The 22,773-nt window shown below is 52.4% G+C and carries 16 protein-coding genes; 11 read left to right on the forward strand and 5 right to left on the reverse strand.

Going from position 1 to position 22,773, the window contains the following annotated elements; genetic code table 11:
* The first annotated feature begins 124 nt into the window (after nucleotides 1-124).
* The 9 genes from GmarT_RS13760 to GmarT_RS13800 all read left to right on the forward strand — a co-directional run bounded on the left by GmarT_RS13760 (nucleotide 125) and on the right by GmarT_RS13800 (nucleotide 14,363).
* Nucleotides 125-1,150, forward strand: a complete 1,026-nt coding sequence (locus tag GmarT_RS13760) for an AAA family ATPase (protein ID WP_002686237.1) — start codon at nucleotides 125-127, stop codon at nucleotides 1,148-1,150.
* Nucleotides 1,128-2,120: a DUF58 domain-containing protein gene (locus GmarT_RS13765; RefSeq protein WP_002686236.1), complete on the forward strand. Its 993-nt coding sequence runs from the start codon at nucleotides 1,128-1,130 to the stop codon at nucleotides 2,118-2,120. Before GmarT_RS13760 ends, GmarT_RS13765 begins: the two co-directional genes overlap by 23 nt.
* Nucleotides 2,121-2,145: 25 nt before the next feature.
* Complete coding sequence (locus GmarT_RS13770) at nucleotides 2,146-4,287, forward strand: BatA domain-containing protein (protein WP_002686235.1); 2,142 nt, start codon at nucleotides 2,146-2,148, stop codon at nucleotides 4,285-4,287.
* The gene (locus GmarT_RS13775; protein WP_002686234.1) at nucleotides 4,271-6,718 is read left to right on the forward strand and encodes a vWA domain-containing protein; all 2,448 of its coding nucleotides are present in this window, start codon (nucleotides 4,271-4,273) and stop codon (nucleotides 6,716-6,718) included. The genes GmarT_RS13770 and GmarT_RS13775 overlap by 17 nt, the downstream gene beginning before the upstream one ends.
* Nucleotides 6,719-6,753: 35 nt before the next feature.
* Nucleotides 6,754-8,940 carry a hypothetical protein gene (locus GmarT_RS13780; protein ID WP_002686233.1) on the forward strand — a complete coding sequence of 729 codons (2,187 nt, stop codon included), beginning with the start codon at nucleotides 6,754-6,756 and terminating at the stop codon, nucleotides 8,938-8,940.
* A gap of 66 nt (nucleotides 8,941-9,006) precedes the next feature.
* The gene (locus GmarT_RS13785; protein WP_002686232.1) at nucleotides 9,007-10,425 is read left to right on the forward strand and encodes a hypothetical protein; all 1,419 of its coding nucleotides are present in this window, start codon (nucleotides 9,007-9,009) and stop codon (nucleotides 10,423-10,425) included.
* A gap of 2 nt (nucleotides 10,426-10,427) precedes the next feature.
* On the forward strand, nucleotides 10,428-11,060 hold the full coding sequence (locus GmarT_RS13790; protein ID WP_002686231.1) for a hypothetical protein: 633 nt from the start codon (nucleotides 10,428-10,430) through the stop codon (nucleotides 11,058-11,060).
* Nucleotides 11,061-11,086: 26 nt separating this feature from the next.
* Nucleotides 11,087-12,901, forward strand: a complete 1,815-nt coding sequence (locus tag GmarT_RS13795; protein WP_002686230.1) for an NPCBM/NEW2 domain-containing protein — start codon at nucleotides 11,087-11,089, stop codon at nucleotides 12,899-12,901.
* Nucleotides 12,902-12,932: 31 nt separating this feature from the next.
* Nucleotides 12,933-14,363: a hypothetical protein gene (locus GmarT_RS13800; RefSeq protein WP_002686229.1), complete on the forward strand. Its 1,431-nt coding sequence runs from the start codon at nucleotides 12,933-12,935 to the stop codon at nucleotides 14,361-14,363.
* Nucleotides 14,364-14,499: 136 nt separating this feature from the next.
* Here the strand turns inward: GmarT_RS13800 and GmarT_RS13805 are convergent, their stop codons facing one another.
* From GmarT_RS13805 to GmarT_RS13825, 5 genes are all read right to left on the reverse strand, one after another.
* Nucleotides 14,500-15,507, reverse strand: coding sequence for a site-2 protease family protein (locus GmarT_RS13805; protein ID WP_002686228.1), 1,008 nt, complete (start codon nucleotides 15,505-15,507; stop codon nucleotides 14,500-14,502).
* Nucleotides 15,508-15,655: 148 nt separating this feature from the next.
* Nucleotides 15,656-16,288 carry a CDP-diacylglycerol--glycerol-3-phosphate 3-phosphatidyltransferase gene (pgsA, locus tag GmarT_RS13810; RefSeq protein WP_002686227.1) on the reverse strand — a complete coding sequence of 211 codons (633 nt, stop codon included), beginning with the start codon at nucleotides 16,286-16,288 and terminating at the stop codon, nucleotides 15,656-15,658.
* A 165-nt stretch (nucleotides 16,289-16,453) separates the two neighbouring features.
* Entirely contained in the window at nucleotides 16,454-17,818 is a 1,365-nt protein-coding gene (locus tag GmarT_RS13815; RefSeq protein WP_002686226.1) for a PQQ-binding-like beta-propeller repeat protein, read from the reverse strand.
* Nucleotides 17,819-17,931: 113 nt separating this feature from the next.
* Nucleotides 17,932-19,944, reverse strand: coding sequence for an asparagine synthase (glutamine-hydrolyzing) (asnB, locus tag GmarT_RS13820; protein WP_044238230.1), 2,013 nt, complete (start codon nucleotides 19,942-19,944; stop codon nucleotides 17,932-17,934).
* 57 nt (nucleotides 19,945-20,001) lie between these two features.
* On the reverse strand, nucleotides 20,002-21,138 hold the full coding sequence (locus GmarT_RS13825) for a glycosyltransferase (protein ID WP_002686224.1): 1,137 nt from the start codon (nucleotides 21,136-21,138) through the stop codon (nucleotides 20,002-20,004).
* A 117-nt stretch (nucleotides 21,139-21,255) separates the two neighbouring features.
* Here GmarT_RS13825 and GmarT_RS13830 point away from each other — a divergent pair, with 117 nt between their 5' ends.
* Both GmarT_RS13830 and GmarT_RS13835 read left to right on the forward strand, forming a co-directional pair.
* Entirely contained in the window at nucleotides 21,256-21,795 is a 540-nt protein-coding gene (locus GmarT_RS13830; protein WP_002686223.1) for an O-acetyl-ADP-ribose deacetylase, read from the forward strand.
* Between the two features lie 4 nt (nucleotides 21,796-21,799).
* Nucleotides 21,800-22,675, forward strand: a complete 876-nt coding sequence (locus GmarT_RS13835) for an alpha/beta fold hydrolase (RefSeq protein WP_002646932.1) — start codon at nucleotides 21,800-21,802, stop codon at nucleotides 22,673-22,675.
* The last annotated feature ends 98 nt before the right edge of the window (nucleotides 22,676-22,773 follow it).

Raw genomic sequence — 22,773 nt, forward strand, 5'->3', positions numbered from 1 at the left:
ACTCGTCTCAAATGGCCTTGGAGACGCTACAGTAAAACTGGACTCAGTCTAACGAATATAACCGGTCGTTTCAGACTGGTAGAACAGGGAGTGAATCTTGTCAGAGATTAAAACAGCACCAGACATGGTCGCACTGGAAAAACTGAAAGTGGCCCAGGAACGCATCCGAGAACAGATTCGTACCGTCGTGATCGGTCAGGACGATGTCGTAGAACAGTTGCTGGTCAGTATTCTGGCTGGCGGACATTGTATTCTGGAAGGTGTCCCGGGGCTGGCAAAGACGCTGCTGGTTTCGACACTCGCCAAAAGCCTGTCATTGGATTTCGGGCGGATTCAATTTACTCCCGACCTGATGCCCGCTGACATTACCGGAACCGACGTGATCTATGAAGACCGTCAAAGCGGGACCCGGGAATTCAAATTCATTGAAGGTCCCATCTTTACGAACCTGTTGCTGGCCGACGAAATTAACCGTACGCCTCCCAAAACGCAGGCCGCATTACTGCAGGGGATGCAGGAAAAGAACATCTCGGCGGGAACCAAACATTACCAGCTCCCCCGTCCTTTTTTTGTTCTGGCGACACAGAACCCGATTGAACAGGAGGGGACCTATCCCCTGCCCGAAGCACAGCTGGACCGTTTCCTGATGAAGATCATCGTCAAGTATCCGACGCGCGACGAAGAACGCCAGATTTATAAGGCGGTCACAGGCGATGATCAGGTGGAACCGGAATCAACGTTGACCGGGGAAGAAGTTCTGGAACTGCAACATCTGGTCCGCCGTGTGCCAATCAGTGATTTTCTGGTCGATTATACAATGGACCTGATCCGGGCCACCCGTCGGGACGGAGATGATGCTCCTGAATTCATCAATCGCTGGGTTCTGTGGGGCGCGGGGCCTCGTGGCGGGCAGTCGTTGATCCTCGCGGCGAAAGCTCGTGCCGCGCTTTATGGTCGCCCTGAAGTCACTGTGGAAGACCTGCAGGCTGTCGCGAAAGCAGTGTTAAGACATCGGATTGTATTGTCTTACAATGCCGAGTCCGAAGGACAGTCTCCCGATACCGTGATCGAAAAACTGATTGAAGAAACGCCGTTACAACAGAGTGCAGCCGGAAAGGATGGACAGTATGAAAGAATACTTAAATCCTGAAATCATCAGTCGGATTGCAGGGATTGGATTCAAAACAAAACAGCCTGTCGAAGGTTCGATTGCCGGCCTGCATCGCAGTCCTCTACATGGTCTGTCGCCTGAATTTGCAGACTACCGCAGTTATACACCCGGCGATGATCTGAAAAATCTGGACTGGAAAGCTTACGCACGCTCGGACCGTTTCTATATCAAACGATTCGAAGAAGAGTCAAACCTGCGCGCCGTGTTTATTATCGATTCTTCCTCTTCGATGGCATACGGAGGACCCCAGAATTCGAAATATGATTGCGCGGCCACGATTGCCGTCTCCCTGTCGGCAGTCTTACTGAAACAGCGCGATGCGGTGGGCCTGGCGATTCTGAATGACCACGTGCAGGAAGATCTGCGAACCGGGAGCACGCCCTCCCATCTTTCGAAGTTCATCGAGGTCCTCAAGCAGGTCGAACTGGAGGGAGAAACAGATATCGGCCCTGCGGTATCCCAGGTGGCAGACCAGATTCATCGACGCGGCGTGGTGGTCGTGCTGTCAGATCTGTTGACGCCTCTGGATCGGTTTTATGAATCGCTGGGGAAACTGCAGCACGCCGGGCATGAAGTGATCGTGGTACACATCCTGCATCGTGATGAAGTGGAGATGCCTTTTAAGGATTCTGTGATCTTTAAGGACATCGAAGGCGAAGAAGAGATCTTCGCCGAGCCCTGGGCGTTTCATAAAGCGTACCAGGCGGCCATGGAACAGTTCATTCAGGAAACCCGTCAGCGCTGTCAGTATTGTGGCATTGACTATCTGCAGGTGTTGACGGATGAAAACCTGGCAGTCGTTTTAAGCCGTTATTTACACAACCGACAGTTTGCGGGGGCAAAAACGCATCGTGGCAGGATGTCTGCACTGGCGGGCACTTCAAACCAGGAGACCCAGTCGGAAATCGTTTCGAACTCCCCTGCCCCCGATGTAGAACAACGTTCCTGACAGAAAGAGAAATTCGAAAGACACTATGCAGTTTCTGGCCCCTTTATTACTGACGGGAACGGTTCTGGCAACCGCCCCCATTATCATCCACCTGTTAAACCGGCGACGGTTTATCCGCGTGGACTGGGCGCCGATGGAATATCTCAAACTGACCCTCAAAACCAACAAGCGTCGCTTGAAACTGGAACAGTGGCTGCTGCTGGCGATTCGCACATTAGCAGTGCTGGCTTTGTTTCTGGCGGTCGCCCGTCCGATCAGTTCCGGGACCAATCTGGCGGGATTTCTATCTGTCGAAGGCCGGGCCAGTCGCGTGATTGTGATTGATGACTCGCTGAGTATGGCTTATCGGAAGACCGATCAGAGTGCCTTTGAACGGGCCCAGAATGCTACGCGACAGGTACTGAATCAGCTGGGGCCCCAGGATTCTGTCTCTGTCGTTCTGGCATCGAATCCGGCTGCGCCGCTGGTGCGGATGTCACATCTGGATGAGAGTGAACGAAAAAAACTGGTCAGCCGCGTGAATGAATTGTCGCATTCCCAGACAGGCAGTCATTGGATGTCGACACTGGAAGATATCGATCGCCAGCTTCAGGAAGCCACCTTCCCCGTCAAGGAAGTCATCATTATCACTGATCTCTGGCAGGCCGGCTGGACCGATGAGGTGCGTGATCTGTTTGATCGCTGGTCTCAGGAACAGGTGACGGTCCGCTTTATTGATATCGGTGATGAGCCGGCAGGCAATCGCGTATTACGCTCCCTGGAACTGGATAGTCGGATCGCACTGGTGGACCAGGAAGTGAAACTGACGGCGATTATCGAAAATGCCGGTGAAGAACCTTTGAAATCGGGACAGGCGTTATTAACCGTGGATGGCAATGTGACGCCGGTGACACTACCTGAAATTCCAGCTGAGAAAACGGTGAGTGTGCCAATCAGTGTACGATTTGACCAGGCGGGTCAGCATACGGTCACACTCAGCATTCCTGCTGACAAATTACTGGATGACAATGTGCAGCGCAAGATCATCAACGTACGCCAGATGGTAGATGTCGTACTTGTGGATGGAGAGCCGGGACTGAATCCGTTTGAAAGTGAAACCGATTTTCTGGCACTGGCACTCTCTGCGGGGAATTCCAACTGGCAGGTGACCCAGGCGGAGAGCTCGACCTGGAAAACACAACTTTTAACGGCTCCCGACCTGATTGTACTGGCCAACGTCGATCAATTGTCCAAAGAGCGAATCAAAGAACTCGAAGAGCTGGTCTCTCTGGGAACCGGACTGATGATCTTTGCCGGCGACCAGTGTGATCTGCAGCTCTATAACGAGGGTTTGTACAAAGGGGGAAATGGACTACTGCCGGCACGACTGCAGCAGGTACGGGATCTCTCTTCCCAGGGATTGGTGATTGAACCGATTGCAGATTCGCCGATTGAATTACTGAAAGGTTTGACGCCCGAACTGTTGAGCCGCATCCGACCGCGACGTTTCGTCGATGTGACCCTGGATGCCGGAGCCGATTCGTTACAGACACGCGTGCTGGCACGCTGGAATGATGCACAACAGTCGCCAGCGGTTCTGGAAAAACGGTTTGGCGAAGGACGCGTGCTGTTGTGGACCATTACCGCAGATAAGAAGTGGAGCGACTGGCCTGCCGAGGCGAGTTTTGTTCTGGCAATGCGTGTCGCGGCACAACAGATCGCCGCTGACATTCAACGGGGCGAGAATCTGACGGCAGGTGAGCCCATCCATTTTGAACTGGATACGGTTACGGCACCTCAGTCGGGCGAACTGATCTGGCTGGAGCAGGAACAGAACCCCCTGGAACTTGTCTTTGCCAGCAATGCCGAGGGCAAAACCACACTCAGTTCTCCCGCGGTTCGCTTTGCCGGTGTTGTGGAAGCCGAGTGGCAGGATGCGCAACTCGGAAAACAGACACAAAAATTTGCGATCAATGCCGATGTGAATGACTCGTTACAGAAGAAACTGGATGAACCGGCTTTACAGCAGTTTCTGGGAAAGATGCCTTTAAAGCTGATTCGGTACCAGGGGAAAGAAATGGACCTCACTACCGAAGGGACCGAGTTGTGGCGTTACCTGGCAGTGGTGTTACTGGGCTGTCTGATCTCAGAAAGTATGCTGGCGACTTTTATTGGCCGTCGGCGATAAACAGAAAGAAGTGACTTTGAACGGTTTTCTGGAATTCCTGTTTGGCATCAAAGCTTCGACCTGGACCGAAGGAGGCCATTGGTCTGCGCAGTGGGTCGGGCTGCCTGGAGGAGACTGGCGACTGTTGCTGATTCTGGGGGTTCTCGTTTTGATTGGTGGTGGCTGGTGGCTCTATCAACGTGACGCCCGGCAGGTCCCTTTCGTGCGTCGCTGTCTGCTGTATACGATTCGTATTTTTATTGTACTGCTGGTAATTGCCATGCTGCTGGAGCCGATTCTGGTGCTCAGCAAAGAGGAGAAAATCCCCTCGCATCTGCTGGTCCTTCTGGATAATTCCCTTTCGATGTCATTAAAAGACGCCTGGAAGGATGAGGACAAAGCCAACAAAGTCTCCCGAAATCTGGGCATGTCAGCAGATACGGCGGCATTGCGACAGATGAACCGGATGCAACTGGCTCAGAAACTGGTGAATGAACCGTTCCTGAAAAAACTGTCCGCGGACGGAGCACGCACCGTTCATCTCCACAGTTTCTCTGACAAATTTAATCCCGAGGCGCTGTCACTTAGTGAAGAATGGCAGCCAGGCGGGACGGGAACCGCGATTGCCAGTTCCCTGAGGCAGGCACTACTGTCGTATTCGGGAATGCCTTTATCGGGAGTGTTGATTGTCAGCGATGGTCAGTCGACGGCAGGAGAAGCGCCGGAAGAAGTTCTGCAGATGCTTTCAGATGAAGGTGTGCCTCTGGTGACAGTCGGCGTGGGAACCACCGACGGGCCACGGAATGTCGCGATCACTGAACTGGAAGCCAGCCCGGTGGTCTTTGTGCAGGATCCCAATCAGATCACCGTGCATATTGAATCGCGGGGGATGCAGGCGGAATCGGGCACTTTAGTGATCGAGCAGCGCAGGAACGGCGGCCCCTGGCAGGAATTTATCCGCGAAGAGATCGTGCTCAATCTGGACGGCGCCCTGCAGCCTAAAACATACGAATTCAGCGAAACCAAAACCGGGAAACTGGAGTTTCGGGCCAAAATCGTCGATGCAGGCCCGGAAATCTCGCAGGATGACAATCTGGCGTCCGCGGAAGTGCGGGTGATTCGTCAGCGTCTGAATGTGTTGTTCATCGCCGGTTCCACATTTCCCGAAGTGCAGTTCCTGCGGAATACGTTTCTGCGTGATCGACAGATTAAGCTCTCATCGTGGCTGATGGCCGCTGATAAAACTTACGAACATCCGGGAGACCTGCCGATCCGTCGGCTGCCTGTGACCCAGGAAGAGATGAATGATTATGACTGTGTGATCCTGTACGACCCCGATCCAACTCAGTGGCCGATCAACTTTCCGGAACTGCTGACAAGCTTCGTCACCAAGGCGGGAGGCGGACTCGTTTATATTGCCGGCGAAATGCAGACGGCACAGATGTTTGATCGCCAGTCTGATCCGTCGCTCAGCTGGCTGAATCTGCTGCCCGTCATCCGGGAACCGGGTCTGTTTCGATCGCAGGTGCAGATCCGCCTGAGTGCGCGTTCGCCCTGGAAGCTGGATGTGACGGATCCGGGATTTCAGGATCCGATCTTCACTTTTTCTACGGATCGCCAGGCCAATGAACAGATTCTGGATAATCTGCCCGGGATGTTCTGGCATTTCCCCGTTACCAAAGCCAAGCCGGGCGCAACCGTTCTGGCAGTGCACGCCGATCCCCGCATGCGTAATGAATATGGTCAGGAAGTTTTGATTGCTTCACAGCGAGTGGGACCCGGCTGGTCGATCTTTATCGGTTTTGACAGTACCTATCGCTGGCGTTACCTGGATGATCAGTTCTTTGATGGCTTCTGGGCACGCGTCGTGGATCGTGCGGGGCGCAGCAAACAGCTGGGGGGAAATTATCCGTTTCGACTGTCGACACCCCAGGCCACTTACCAACCGGGCGGTCAGGCAAAAATCATTGCCCGGTTTCTGGATGAATCGCAAATGGAACCGGGGTTGCAGCGCCTGTACGGTGATGTCGAACGCGGTGATGATCAGCCGATACCGTTGACACTCACTCCGGGAAACAAAGCGGGTGAGTTTTCTACCTCGTTTCCGGTCACGCAGCCGGGAACTTATTTCGTGCGAGTCTGGCTGGGGGACGAAGCGGCAGGCGCGACCGTCAAAGCAGCGACACTGCCGATTAAAGTCGAGTTTCCGAACAAGGAACTGGAAAACCCGACTCTGGACGAAGCATTCCTGCAGACGATGGCGGTTTCTACGGGAGGGCGTGTGTTTGATCTTTCGGAGTCAGACGGAATCGTGAATGCGTTCAAAATCAAACAGGTCTCCCGCCTGCTGGAAGAACGACAGGAGATCTGGGATGCGCCCCTGTTTTATATACTGATTTTCGGTCTGCTGGTCACAGAATGGATTTTGCGAAAATGGTGTCGACTGATTTAACAACTGGATTAACGATTCGAAGGAGTTTCTGATAGATGTCACCCACGCCACGATCTGATGAATTCGAGGCGCTGCAGCAGACGATTTCCGGGAAGCTGGAACGCGTCGGGGTCGCTTTACGCAGACATACTCTGCTGGAAGCGACGGTGCGGATTCTCGCGGCTCTGCTGGGACTGGCAAGTCTGTCTTTATTGTTTGACTGGTGGCTGGGGCTGAGCCTGGTAGCTCGTATGTTGTATCTACTGGTTTGCGTGGCGGTGATGGGTTATCTGATCTACCGGTATGTTTATCTGCCTTTGCGGGTTTCGTTGTCCCCCATTGAAATTGCGAATCTGATCGACCGTTCCCAAAAAGTGATTCCTCAACAGGCACTGGCGCCGCGTGTTGCCAGTGTGCTGCAGTTGCCTGGTCATCTGACACAGTCTGAACAGTCTCAGCCGATGATTGAACAGGCGGTACAGTCGAATTATCAGTCGCTCAGTCAGTATTCCTTTCAGGAAGTGATTGATTCCCGGCATACGCGAAATTGCCTGTTGATTTTGCTGGCGGTGATTCTGATTCCCGTGGGATTTGGAATCGCAGCGCCGGAAGCGGGCCGGTTATGGAGTCAGCGGTGGTTTGCAGGGTCGAACGCGCCCTGGCCGCGCAATACGCGTTTGACGGTCGTGGGGCTCAAGGATGGACAGTGGATCATTCCCCGCGGGGAGTCGGCAGCATTACAGGTGGTCGTCGAAGATCAGGAAGAACCGACGGAAAGTGTGTGGCTGTACCTGACAGGAGAAGAGGGAAACAGTGAAACGATAACAATGAACCGTTTTCAGGAGGGGGATTTTCGATACGAAGTGCCCCCGCTGCAACTGCCGGTTCAAGCTTATGCCTGGGGCGGAGATGGTGAATCGGAGCCTTTTGAGATTGTGCCCATTGATCGTCCCCGCATTACCGACTTGAAGCTGCAGGCGACGCATCCCCGGCTCTCAGAACCGTTTGTGTCACATTTCTCAGCCAGCGAGGGGAATGTGAGATTATTGCCGCAATCGGAGGTGCTGCTGGAATTGACGACAAATGTCAAAGTCCGGGAGATTGACGTTGATTCTGAGGACGTTTCGTTACAATGGAAGAGTACAGATGGTAAGCATTTTCAGGCAGCATGGACGCATGAGAAACCTGTCAACTTTCGGTTGACGTTACACTCGGCAGAGCATGAGATTCATTCGCATCCACGACCGGTTTCGATCGGTGTGCAGCCGGATCGTGGTCCTCGATTGAGTTTCCGGTATTCAGGAGTTCGACAGCGGATTACAGCAGACGCCACGATCCCCTTCTCGATCATCGCCCGCGACGACTTTGGTATCAGGTGGGTGGGCATGGATTCGAATCTGCCACTGGCTGAAACAGAAACGAAAAAGAGTCAGAATGTGACGGAAGCGGCTCTGGATCAGGTGTTTGGAAACCCGGAAGCAGAAAAGAAAAAACAGGCAGTTACCAAAAAAGATTATCCCGTCTACGGACCTGCGGATCCTGCGGTGGAGAATGTGATAGAAGACGAAAAACGTGTGTCGATCTCAGAATTGAAATTAAGTCCCGGTGCGGTAATCACGTTTCAAAGTCATGCGGAGGATAACTGTTATACCGGGGTGCAGCAGACGAGTTCCCGTCAACTGGTGTTTCGCGTTGTCAAACCGGAAGAACTGTTTCGGGAAATACTGTTAAGGCAACAGCAGTTGCGTTCGCGATTAAGGAAAGCCCGGGATCAGGCGGAACAATTGAGAGATCAACTGAAGCTGGCACAAAGTCTGGATCAGGCTGCCGACTGGATGCGACAGCATCAACTGGTCAGACGGGAAACAGGACAGGTCAGCCATGCGTTGAACGCTTCGGTTGAGGAAATGAAGCTGAACCAACTCGGAGGAGAAGAGACCTATCAGTTGATTTCACAGACAGTGCTCAAACCCCTGGAAGATCTGCATGATCGTGAGATGGAACTACAGCGACAGTCGCTGGAAACGTTACGCGGAGACTCCCCTGACCCGATGGAACAGATCCATACGCGTCAGGACGAGATTTTGAAATCCATGGATCAGATATTGAATAACATGGCACAGTGGGACAGTTTTATTGATGTGGTTAACCAGTTGAATGCCGTGATTAAACTGGAACAGCTGGTGAAAGAAAAAACAGAAGAACTGAAGAAAAAACAGGTCAATTCGATCTTCGATAATTGAAGTCAGAAACATATTTCAAGGCCCCCTGTTATGGAGGTGAGGGACATGCGGAGCAGAAAAAAAATAATGGCGTCGGGACTGGTGTTGATGTTCGTCATCTCCCAGATGATGGGCGCGGTATCTGCTGCTGACAAAGCAGCCGCTGATGACGGTAAAAAAATTGCGCCCCAAACGCAGATTCAGTTTGAGCAGGACAAAGCGAAAGCGCATATGCAGGAACTGGAAGAGCGGATGTTTCGGCTCTCCAAGCTGATTCGCGAATCGCAGCCGGACGATGCGGCGCGGTTGCTGCTGGGACTGCGAAAAGCCCGCGAACAGCTGATCCTGGATCGCATGGGTGAAGCTTCCAAAATGCTGGATGATCTCAAACTGGATAAAGCCAGCCAGGAACAGAAAGAGATCCTGGTTCTGCTGGAAGAACTCAAAAAACTGTTGCTGACCGCCGACATCGGGCTGGAACTGAAACTGGAGCAGTTGCGTAAGCTGATTGATTCGCGTGAGACGTTGAATAAATTACTGAAGAAGGAAGAGCTGCAACTCTCGAATACACTGGAGCAGCAGAAAAAAAGTGGCAATAAAAAAGATTTGAAAGCGCTGGAAACCAGCGAGCAGCGCAATCAGAAGTCCGCAGAAAATCTGGAACAGATGCTGCGTGAATACGGGCCGGCCTCGCAGAGTATCTGTAAGTCACTGTCAGGTGCAGGAAAATGTATGGGCGGCGCCTGCAAGAAGCTGGGAGCTTCTCAACCCAAGCCTGCGTCTGAAGAACAGAAAAAGGCGATTGAACAGTTGAGCTCGGCACAGCAGGATACGAAAAAGCTGGAAGACAAACTGCGGAAAGAAGTCGAATCACTGGTACGTCAGCGGGTGATGGATCAGCTGCAGGATATGATTGCGCAGCAGAAACAGATTCGCGAAGTCACAACCAAGCTGCAGGATCGTGTGGCCCAGAAACAGAAACAGGCTTTGGCGGCTGTACGCAGACTGGCGACTTCGGAGGAAAAAATTATCAGCCTCTGTAGTGAGTCAATCGAACTATGTGAACTGACGCAGTTCAGCCTGGTCCTGCCCGTGGCGTTGGGCGCTGTGCGGGAACAGATGGAACTGGTCGATGAAGGTCTGTTGCTGGCGCAAGCCGACAAAGCAATGATTGATGATCAGAAGCAGATTGAGACCGATCTGCAGGCATTGCTGGATGCGATGATTGATGCCTCCCGACCGTCCAATAAAAATGGAGGGGGCCAGTGTAAAGGCTGTAAAGGGAATCGCAACAAACTGCTGGCAGAAGTCAAAATGTTACGCTGGATGCAGCAGTCCGTTCATACGCGTACTGATCAGCTGGATCGACAGATTGAGAAGAAAAAAATCACGGAAGCGTCACGTCAGGAACGGATTGATCTGCTTTCGGTCCGTCAGAAAGAAATTGATTTAATCACCGGACGATTACACAGTATGACCTGTCCCCATTGTCTGGCAGGAGAATAATAATGAAACGTACCCAATCCCATCAAACCCACTTGAGATTCCTGTTCTCATTGACGATTTGTGCCCCGCTGTTTTATACAGGCGGTCTGCAGAGTGCATTCGCAGATGCGGTCGAAGCGGCAAAGCCTGGGGCAAAACAGGTTAAAGCACCGCTAATCATTCCGCCGGAACCGAAAGACAATCTGTCGCAACTGAAGGACGATGCCTGGCTGAAGGATCCTTTTAAAAATATTCAGACCGATGTGAAGTCAGTCATTACTGATTTTGATAAAGGGCAGACGACACAGCCTGCGAAAACCACGCAGCCCCGCATTATCAGTCGACTGGATACGCTGGTGGAGATGCTGGAAAAATCGTGTAAAAAAGGGGGCGGCGCTGCGGGGGCCAACCCGACGCGTCCGGCGAATTCTTCCACGTTGGGGAAAGGTCCCGGCGGAGAGGGGGAACTGAAGGCCCCCGATAAAAAGGGACGCAACTGGGCAGACCTGACCCCGAAACAGCGGGAGAAGATTCTGCAGTCGCGTACGGAAGGCTTTCCACCCGGCTATGAAGACATTCTGGCAGATTATTTTCGACGTCTGGCGCGAAATCAGGCAGTCGATAAAACAAAACCGACTTCCGAGAAACAAGATTAAAGACTCTGATGCAAATGGTATTTCTTATGAAGAAGTGTAATTTGAGCGGCTTGTTGCTGGCGGTGCTGATCTGTGTGGCGGAACTGTTGATCTGTCCGCTCGCCTCTGCCGATGAAGTGCTGCTCTATGATGGAAAAAAGGTCTCGGGTAAGATCCGGTCTGTCGATTCCAGCGTATTGAAGATCGAAGTCGGTAAAGACCTGCAGGAAATCAGCCTGTTTGATGTGACGTCTTACAAATTTCTGGAACCGGCGCTGCCTCAGAATGTGAGTCAGCTACTGATTGATGGGGAAAAGCCGAGTTATGCCGCGGGACCCCGTACTGCGAAAGTCAAACTTCGTAAAGGACTGCATCGCTTTACCCTGCCCTATTATCACTCGGTGGGACTGGCGAAGCTGGATATTCAGGTGTCAGGTCCGGGGATGAAAAAGGCGGAAGTACCCAAAGAGCAGTTGTTTCGCGTCAATACAGCAGTGCGCGAGATTCCCGCGATCGAATACAAGATCGATGAAAAGGGATATCGACTGCCTGTCAAGATTGAGAAACCGGAAAAATATATTGCGTACCGACTGATGGAATGGAGCCATCCTGTGAAGGTTAAATCGATGGCTGATCTGAAAGCGGTTCCGGTTAAAAAATATGGTGCAAGCCCGCGACTGGCTTTATTGAGCCGTCGCAGTGCCATCAATTTCGGAATTGTGTATGAAGGACTGATCCAGATTCCCCAGGACGGCGAATACACGTTTGCAGTGGAGACCGATAAAAACAGCAAGGCGAAACTCTACATCGGAGATTATCCCAGCGAACTCTATAAACAGGCGAAAAGAAAATTATCGTCCGGCTGGCAGGTGGCCTTTTCTCAAGCGGGAAAACTTTCGGGGACCTTAAAGGAATGGACCAGAACGGGCATCCATTTTCAGGTTCCCGCTGCTGAAAAAGAGATTGACCTGATATTAAAACCGGGAGCCGTACATGAACTCTGGAAGATTCAGGAAGACAAGAAACAAACAAAGACGGTAGACCGCAAAGGGGAATCGAAGATCGAAGATTCGGCTTATGTCACCACGCAGGATGGGAATATTCATCGCGTGTCAGGTGAAGTGGTGGGGATTAACGAACAGAGTCTTTTGTTTCAATACCAGGGACAGCAACGCGAAGTCAATCTGGACCGGGTTGTGGGACTGGTCCTGTGGAAGAATCGCGTGCAACCTGAGAGCAAACTGGCGTTGCAGAGCCTGATGACTCTGATCGGCAATACGCAGATTCCCGGCGTGGTCGAACTGAACCAGGGCGCAACCGCCAGCATTACCATGCCGTGGGGCGATTCGTTTTCCATCAATAAGGATTATCTGGAGTCTGTGAAAACGGTCAACGCCCGTTCGGTTTCGCTGGTGGAAATCCAGCCGGACAGTGTGACGCAGGTCCCCTTTTTCAATCAGCGGTATCCCTACCAGGTCAACAAGAGTCTGGCTGGCCAGCCTTTGAAGATCGGGACGCAGTCGTTCTCCAAAGGACTGTGTGTGCATGCCCGGACGGTGCTGGTTTATCAGCTGGGTAAAGAATTTGAACAATTCCAGACCACACCAGGCCTGCAGGCTGAAACGGGGAAACTGGGAAATGTCGCGGTCAAGGTCATGGCTGATGGCAAAACCCTGTTTGAAAAGCCAGAGTTTACCAGCGCCACGAAACTGGAATCACTCAGCCTGGATGTGACAGGCTGTGAGACTTTGACGCTGGTCGTTGATTTTGGAAAAGATCAGGATGTGGGAGATCGCTTTGTCTGGGGCGATCCAAAACTGATCCGGGCGGTACCCAAAGAACTGGCGGCGAATCAGAAATAATTGAAAACGAATTCCATTACAGCGATCAACCATGAATCAGTATTTAAAATTCAATCAGCATATTCAGTACACCTATGGATTGTCGAACGATCGCAGGCGGATGCGGGCTTTGACCGGTGCCATGATGGGGCTGCTCTGGCTTCTGTGCCCGTTGGGAAATGGCTGGGCTGGTGAACCTGAGGCTTCACCCTCGTCCAAACTGATCGTGAGAGATGTCAGTGTATTTCTGGTCTCGGCGCATGGTAAGAAGCTGAATGACACGGCTCTGTTTCGCTCCACGACCCCCGGTTATGTGCAGTCCCGCCGCTTGAGCGCCGATGCCAGTGAGAGCGACAAACCGGCGCCACTGGGATTGATCACCTTTGCAGGACCGGCAACCAAAGATATTGATGTGCTGCTGGAATTTCCCTCCGGGCGTTTTTTAGCGCATTGGCCTTCTGCACGAATTCAGTCGAAACGCATCTACTGGCGTTCACAGAATCTGCTTAAAGAGAGTCCGCTCAGCATGCAGTTGTCTGAATCCCACTGGCTGAGTCCGCTGCAAAAGGCGGATCGCCTGTATGTGAAAGGTATCGATAAATGTGATCGCTTTATTCTGTATGACGTGGAACTGAATCATAACCCGCGCATTACGATGAGCCATGCTGAGAATGGTTTTCAGGTGCAGAATGCGGACACATATCCCCTGAAAGATCTGACGATCATGCAGCCTGCCGGAGAGAAGGATCATTGGAAAGTCGCAGCTATCGAACAGGTGCCCGGGATAAAAAAAGAGAACAAGCAGCCTGAGGCAAAATCAGATCCACCAGAGAAAGCGAAATCCGTTGACCCTTTATCAGAAGAATCGCTGAACAAGAAAAAAAAAGAAGCCCAGGCCAAAGCGCTACAAGCTCTGGGTAAACAGTTACAGGCGGCAGGTGCGTTACCGAAACTGGCTGAATCGGCCACGAAACCAGCTGAGAAGAAAGCGACAGCAGCAGCGACTGCCTCTAAAGCACCTGCTGTTTTAGTGCCCTATATAGAATCTGCCGGGCTGTCACAGGCGGAGGCGCTGGAGATCTGGAGGAAACAGCTGGTCGATCTGGGGCTGGGCACACCAGAAGTTGAGCATGTCCTGCGTATTCTGGGTGAGCATGCCTTGCGAAGCGATCAGGCAACCGTTGTGTACTGTCTTGACGAAAGTTATCTCGACAAAATATTGCCGCTGGAAATTACCCCGTTTCCCGATGTGGTGCGTCGCACCGGAATTGTCATCCTGCTGGATGCGGATCCGGCGTTGTTGAAACGCATTGATGGCCTGATTGCGCAGCTGGGAAATCAGAGTTGGGAAAAACGCGAAGCGGCTCAGAAGAAGCTGGAAGAGTATGGGAAAGCCGCACAGGCACAATTGCAGAAAGCGACCAGCAATAAAGATCTGGAAATCGTATTTCGCGCCGAACAGATCCTGGGAAAGATTAAATAGGCTGTACCCGGTTTTACTGCTGCGTCACCCGGACCATTTGGACAGGGTATCATATTAGATCGTCTCTGACGCTCTGGTTAAATGTGACGTGATCCAACTGAGTCGCCTGGGCTGCAATCTGACTGGTAAATGTCAGTTATTGGTAAAATATGACTGGTGTCAGGGTAAAGCCGATGATGAAAAACGCCAGTGTCAGCCAGCCTGTAATGATCCGGGTTTTACCCAGGGGGACCGTGTCGTCGGCGGTGGGAGGATGATTGATGCCAAAAAACACAAGTAAGAGTATCAAGAGAGAGTAGCCATACTCATCCGCGTAAATCATATATCCCACTGCGGATGCCATCAGCAGGCGGGAAATCAGATTCGCTTTTTTACCCAGCAGTGTGTAGAGGATGTGACCACCATCCAGCTGACCAATGGGAAGCAGATTCAATGCTGTGATGAAAATCCCGACCCAGCCTGCAAACAGCATCGGGTTTAAAATGACTTCCTGATTTTCCGCCAGCGGTCCGTGGACCAGTCTGATCATCCATTGCAGAATCAGTGGTTCTCCATAGCTCATCGTGCCTGGTTGCTTCAAAGTGACGGCAACCGTTGATTGCAGTACGCCCCAGTATGCGATCGGGAGCGCAAAGACCAGTCCCGCGAGGGGACCGGAAACGGCAATATCGAACATCTGTTTGCGATTGGCGATTCCGCCTCGTTGCAGAATCACGGCGCCCATGGTTCCAAACGGCGTGAGAGGCATGGGGATGAACAGAGGTCGGGTGGCGGGAATGTGGTAGCGTCGCGATTGCAGATAGTGCCCCATTTCATGGGAGAGCAAAATGAGCATCAAAGGACCCGCATAAGAAATTCCGTCGATGAAGAATCTCGTCCAGCCAACCAGCTGAATATGATCATACACGCGGGCGAATTCTCTGGGGACAGGAACAAACGGATTGTTATGTGTGGCACCGACAATGAACGTACTGAGGCAAGTCACCACAAACAGGATCAGTGGTACTTTACTGCGTGGCGGACGAACTGTATTTCGATAAGCAGGCTGCGCTGTGGAAAAATCTTTGACCTCGGTCTGGTAGTCCTGTGGCTGCACAATAATGACAGGATCAGGGGGTGGCAGAGGATGATTTTTGTCAGGCATTAGTCTGTGTCTAAATATTGAAAGTCAGTAGTCCGGATGCTGATATTTTATACGTTGAGGAGTTTCCAGTTGAGGCGAGAAATTCGAGTTTTTTGAAATTCTATATCCGCTGCCGTTTCACTCTTCCGTATTTACGATCAGGCTTCGCTTATGACAATGGCTTATTGCGAAGAATTCTGGAGGCTCGGAACACATAATCCACACCGCTGTACAGGGTGATGAGTGCTGCTGACCAGATAGAGATGTCGCGAAGCAGAAAGAATGCGGAGCTGTTAAAGGGGGCTTCCGGGCTGAGTGACAGCAGACAAAGAACCACTGCGACACATTGGACACCCATTTTGATTTTACCACTCCAGCTGGCGGAAAAATCACGACCATGCTGTTCGAGAAATCCTCTGAGGCTGGTGATGAACATTTCCCGACCAATGATGATCAGGACAAACCAGGCATTGATGCCCGTAGCCGGGCCACGCTCCAGCAGAAAAATGAAGGCGCCACAGATGATGATTTTATCTACAAAGGGGTCCAGAATCCGGCCCAGCGTGGTGACCTGATTGTATTTACGGGCAAAATAGCCGTCCAGAAAGTCGGTGGCAGCAGCCAGAATGAAGATGGCAGCAGAGGTCTTCCACCAGCCTTCCAGATAAATGATGACAAATAAGACCAGCGCGAGCACCAGTCGACTGACGGTGATCAGGTTCGGCAGATTCCAGATTTCTGGTCCTAAGAGTTCAGAACCGGTTTGCGGGTTCTCGGACTGTTTTTCCGCTGGTGAATTCATACTGTATAACTGTTTTCATTAGATAACGGGAGAATCAGAAGCAGCGCTCAGGACATCAGATTAAAGAACAGAGGTGTACGTCAGGTTAAATCAGAATCATACCCTGAGAGCTCGTCTGCATTTTATCGAGTTAGCCGCGAAGTTTACAGGTCAGCCTGTTTGCTTTTATGGGGAATCAGCAATCGATTCTTCAATGGGGAGTTCGCCGGCGACCAGTTTTGTATTACTGCGGGCATAAACACGTGTTTCAGCGTATGCTGGATGAGCCCAGGTTTCGCCGATCAGGCGGGCGCGGGCGAGTTCTTTGTAACCGGCAGGAGTCAGTTCAGCGAGAATCAAAGCACCTTCCGAATTGAGAATCAAAGCGCGCGAGGAATTGTTGAGCCAGACCAGACTGGCCTGCGGGTTGCGGCTGTTGCCGGGCGTCATCTGGTTGTCATCATCCCAGATTTTCTTGCCGGTGGCGTATTCGAAACAGGTCAGTCCGAACTGTTTGTCCAGCAGGTAGGCATAGCCATCCCGGTATAATGGCTGTGACATCAGTCCCCGCAATGCGCGGCGGTCTTCCCATAAGAGTTCAGCCTGCTCTGGCTTCTCTCCCAACTGGATAGCTTTGGAACCTTCCCAGTAACCGGCGACTAAGATAATTCCCTCCTTTTCGATCGGACTGGCAATCGCTACGCCGTAAGTGACTTTATAGGGAACTGACCAGAAATGGGCACCGGTCCGTGGGTCGACACTATGGATCTGATTCGGCGACCAGACAATCAACTGGTCCTGCTGGTTGTGATGAATCAGCAGTGGTGTGGCATAACCGGCTTCGTCTTGCAGTGAACGCCAGCGTTCTTTCCCTGTATTACTGTCGAGGGCGACAATGGCGGTTCCCTGTTCTGTTCCACCCGGCATGAGAATTACCAGATCACCGATCAGATAGGGAGCGGCAGCATAACCCCATTGAGGGACTTTGCCGCCGAAGTCTGTAACGAGCTGTTTTTTCCAGATGATGTCGCCCGTCTTCGCATCAAGGCAGAAGACATCCCCCATTGTACCCAGCGTATAGACCCGATTATTAACTACCGTGGGGGCACAGCGGGGACCGTTGCCGTAGTCCAGTTTGTCATAAACAGCCGGGTAAGAATGTGACCAGAGCTGTTTGCCGGTGAGCGCATCAAAGCAGAGTACGCGTTCAATATCCTGACGGTCGGCCCGATGTCCATGAATGCCTTGTGCTTTTTCCTGTTCTTCAGGCGAAGTCACCGGTCGATCCATGAGATAGAGTTTGCGATGGGACACAGAGATGCCGCCATAACCTCCGCCGATTTCACGTTCCCAGAGTTTTTTCAGTCCGGTTTCGGGCCAGCTGGTTTTGATCGCCGGTCCCTGCCAGGTGCCATCTCCACGCGGACCGCGCCATTGGGGCCATTCTTCATATTGTTTTTGGGAGCTTTTCAGATTCGAAGCGGGAGTCTCGGCCTGAAGCGGAAGTGTCAACAGGATTGAACTGAAGAGGATGAGAAATAAACTGCGCATCAGATTCTCTTGCAGGTGGGAACAGGTTGGCGGGGAAACTGTTTTGAACCTCTATTTTCACGGATTTGAGCCGAAAGCTCAAGTGGTTCACCGAAAAATGGGCTGGCTGCGACTCAGATGAGTACCGGATCCGGGAAGTGATCGGGAATGGTTGCCGGGTCGAGGAATGTCTGAAACCAGAGTTCAAGGACCAGCAGTGACCAGAGCCGCGCACTGTGGTCCCACTGCAGATTCAGGTGCTCACTGATCAGCTGCTCGACGGCTTGCGGGTCAAAAATCTGACGGTCGATGGCCCTTTGATCTAAGAGTACATCAAACAGCAGTGGTTTGAGTTCGTTGCGGAACCAGTGATTAAGGGGGACACCAAAGCCCATCTTTTTCCGTGTTTGAATGGATTCGGGCAGCAGATCGGAAAAGGTGTCAGTCAGGATCTGTTTGCCGCGGCCTTTGTGCATTTTGTATTTCAAAGGCATTGCCGCTGCGAGTTCAGCGACGTGGTGATCCAGGAACGGGCTGCGACATTCAAGGCTGTGTGCCATACTGGCGATATCGACTTTGGTCAGGATGTCACAGGGGAGATAGGTCTGCACATCGGTGGCCGTGGTGCGGGTGACAAAGTCACGATCCGGGCAGAGCTGGTAGGCGTCGAGCAGAAACTGATCGGCGTCGAAGTCCGTGAGCTGTTCCCGGAATCCGGGGGAGTACATTTCCTGGCGTCGCTCGGTATCAAAAATACCAACCCATTTCAGATAGCGGCGTTCGGGGGGAACGGACAGTCCGGCGAGAAAGCGTTTGACGCGACGGCGAAACGATTTCTGCTCAACAGATGCAGGCATTTTCTGCCAGATTGAGGCGGTCATCATTTTTCTGGCGAAAGCGGGCAGGCGATCAAACCATTGGGACAAAGCAACCGCGCGGTACCGGTCATAGCCGGCGAACAGTTCATCTCCGCCATCTCCGGAGAGGGAGACGGTCACTTCCTGGCGGGTGACCTGCGAGAGATACATGGTGGGAATGGCGCTACTGTCCGCGAACGGTTCATCATAATGCCAGGCGAGGCGCGGCAGCATTTCCAGGGCGGCAGGTTCGACGACGTATTCGTGATGATCGGTTCCGAGCATCTTCGCTGCTTCGCGGGCATAGCTGCGTTCGTCAAACTGTTTGACCGGGAAACCGATCGAAAATGTGTGGACCGGGCGATCGGACATGCCCTGCATCAGTCCCGCGATGATGGTGGAATCGATGCCACCTGACAGGAAAGCGCCCAGGGGAACATCGCTGCGCATGCGAATCCGGACAGATTCGGTCAGGGTTTCTCGCAGCGCTGCTGACCACTGGTCTACTGACTGAAACGGGAACTGAGAATTGGTTTCCGGATGTTGATACGGGGGTGTCCAGTAGCGTTCAATCTGCAACTGCCCGTTTTCATAAACGGCCCGGTGTGCGGGCGGCAGTTTGTGATAACCTTTGAGGATCGACCAGGGGTGTGGCACATACTGGTAAGCAAGAAACAGATCAATCGCGTGGGGATCGACGGTTCTGTCGGCACCGGGAATCTGCAGCAGTGATTTCAGTTCACTGGCGAAACTCAGACGGTCTGCTTCCTGTCGGTAAAAAAGGGGTTTCTGCCCCAGGCGATCGCGGGCTATAAACAGACGCTGGCGGCGTTCATCCCAGATGGCAAACGCGAACATGCCTCGCAGGCGTTCGACGCAGGCGGTCCCCTGCTCTTCATAGAGGTGGACGATGACTTCGGTATCGGTTTCGGTCTTGAACTGATGCCCCTGTTGGATCAGTTCTTTGCGCAGTTCCTGGTAGTTATAGATTTCGCCGTTAAAGACAATCCAGACGGTTCCATCTTCGTTGGTGAGTGGCTGATGACCGGTTCCCAGGTCGATAATCGAGAGACGTCGATGTCCGAGCGCTGCACCAGCTTGGGACTGGGGCTGGAAATCGGCGAAGGAATTCCCGGGTGAAAACGATATGGATTTCCCCGGAATATCCGAATGAAAGCCTCCCGAATCATCCGGGCCTCGATGCGCCAGCACGCTGGTCATACGCTGTAGCACGTCGGGCGAGATGTTTTTGTCTCGCGAGGTCCACGAGGTACCGGTAATTCCACACATGGTAAACGGGTTCTACTCTTTGACTGAAAGGAAAAGTCTGATTGAGGATGCGATAATTTAAGCAAGCACTTCGCGGTAGAGTGCAGCGTAGCCTGCTGTCATTTTAGCGATACTGAAGTCCTGCTGCATCTTTTTTCGGGCAGCGGTGCCAAGATCAGTGGCGAGTTGAGGGTCTGCGAGGATACGTTCAGCATATTGTGCATACCCTGTGCAGTCACCGACTGAGGTTAAGAAACCGGTTTCCCCATGCATGACCAGTTCCCTGTTCGGGGGAATATCACTGGCGATGACCGGGATTCCATACGACATGGCTTCCATCAGGCTGTTGGACTGTCCTTCAAAATCACTGGCCAGCAGGAACAGGTCGAACAGGGGAAACAGCTGTTTCACATCCGGGCGGTGTCCCAGAAACCGCACATTGGGGGTTACCGTATATTTATGAGCCAACTGCTCCAGTTTGGCCCGTTCGGGGCCTTCGCCGATCAGCAGCAGAATGATCTTTTCGTTCATCTGTCTCAGCAACTGCAGTGTCCAGAGCAGGTCTTCAATGCGTTTCTGCCGTGCCAGTCGTCCAACAAAGGCCATCAACCGTGCATCGTCGGGAATATCCTGTTGCTGAAATAGTTCTTTGCGAATGGATTCCGTACTGGTGACTTCGGGGATGGGAATCCCGTTGGGGACAACACGCAAGATTGATTCCGGGACGCCCTGCTGCTGATAAAAATCGACGACACTTTGAGAATTGCCCACCAGCAGTGAGGTCTGTGGCAGCAGCCTGCGATCGACATTGTGCTGCCAATTGCTTTTCCAGGAGTCAACACAACGCTCGGAGACTATGACTTTCGGCGTTTTCAGAGTTTTAGACATTCGTCTGACGGCCATTCTGCCATACGAGTTGGCAGCGAATAACCAGGTATGCAGGATATCGGGCTGTTGCTGCTCAATTGTTTTTTTGAGCGCGCGATAAGCGAGTGGATCAAATTTGAAGCGTTTGTTTAAGATCGTCACCGGGATATTGTGCTGGCGGAGCAGTGTTTCATAGGGGCCGCCGCGCGTGAGCGCAATGACCTGGACTTCGAATTCCTCTCTGGGCAGCGACGTGGCGAGCAGAGACAACTGTTTTTCTGCACCGGACTGATCCAGAGTGGGAATGAGGAGACTGACTTTTATCACGGTGGACTGATTCGCAATCATTGCTGGAATTGTTGACGGGTTGGCTCTTTGATCTGAGACTATAGTATTTTATACTGACTGTCAGGATCAATGTCTGATCTTAGCGATTTGTCATTTCGAATCATAGATTGAGAGTCCATGATCGTACAGTTTGGATCTGCCCTGGTTGAGCTGGTTCTGGGAGATATTACCACGCAGGAGGTGGATGCGATCGTGAATGCTGCCAATTCTTACCTGGCAGGTGGTGGGGGCGTGGATGGTGCGATTCATGACGCTGCAGGACCTGAAATTATGAAAGAACTGCAGCGCCGCTACCCTGACGGCTGTCCCACGGGGAGTGCCGTCGCGACAACAGCCGGTCAGCTCGCAGCCCGACATATCTTTCACGCCGTTGGTCCTGTCTGGCAGGGAGGCGGGAAAAAGGAGAGTCAGCTGTTGCAGTCGGCCTACGAGAGTTGCCTGGATCTGGCAGAACAACTTAACTGCCGGTCTGTGGCTTTCCCTTCCATCAGCACAGGCGTTTATCGCTATCCTGTTGATCTGGCGGGCGAGATCGCATTGCGAACGGTGGCGACCAGGCTGGAGTCGACACAGCAGATTAAGCTGGTTCGGTTTGTGTTGTTCGATCAGGGGACCTTCGGCTGCTATTCACGTATTCTGGAAACCATGCTGGTATGAATGAATGACAAACGCAGTCGTAGAAGAATTCATTGCCTCGGATGGTTACCGTCTGCAGGGACGCGTCTGGCATCCGGAAAATCAACAGGCCCGGGTGACGCTCGTGATGCTGCATGGGATTCAGAGTCATTCCGGCTGGTATGAAGCCTCATGTCAACAGCTCTGTGAATACGGAGCATCCATCTGTTTTTTTGATCGCAGAGGTTCGGGACTTAATACGCCAAATCGCGGACATGCCGCACACTGGCGGCGGCTGGTTCAGGATGTGGTGCAGTTGTTATCTCTGCTCAGGTTTCAGCGGGAACAGTCAGACCATCCAGCGCCAATCGTGCTGCAGGGGATGAGCTGGGGAGCCAAACTGGCGACAGTGGTGGCAGCAGAGCGACCTGACTTAACAGACGGACTCGCGTTACTGTATCCGGGGATCAAAGCACGGGTCAAAGCGACTGTTGTGCAACAGATGCAGCTGTCATTGGCGGAGCGACTGGGAATCAGGGACAAACGGGTGCCGATTCCTTTGAGTGATCCAGCGTTGTTTACCGCTGATCCGGACTGGCAGAAATGGATCCAGGAAGATCCGCTGGCGTTACATGAGGTGAGCGTGTCGTTCCTGCTGGCCAACCGGGAACTGGATCGCCGAGTGGATCACGCGGTGGAACAGATCGACTGTCCGGTGTTCTGTCAACTGGCAGGACAGGATCAGATTATTGATAACCGGGCGACAGAAGTTTGTTTTTCACGCTTTCGGTTTGATCGGAAAACGCTGATTTCTTATCCCGAAGCGCGGCATACGCTGGAATTTGAACCTGATCGCGAACAGATGACAGCCGATTATATCAACTGGCTGAACGAATTCGTTTCTTCTGCGAAGATCTGCTAAATCCAGTGGAATCAGGGCAGACTTTTAGATCGAAGTTCCTAGAATAACAGTATGTTACTGACGGGCGTTTCCTGCCTTTTACCCTGATGGATGGATTT

Source organism: Gimesia maris, from assembly GCF_008298035.1.
GTDB classification, from domain to species: Bacteria; Planctomycetota; Planctomycetia; order Planctomycetales; family Planctomycetaceae; genus Gimesia; species Gimesia maris.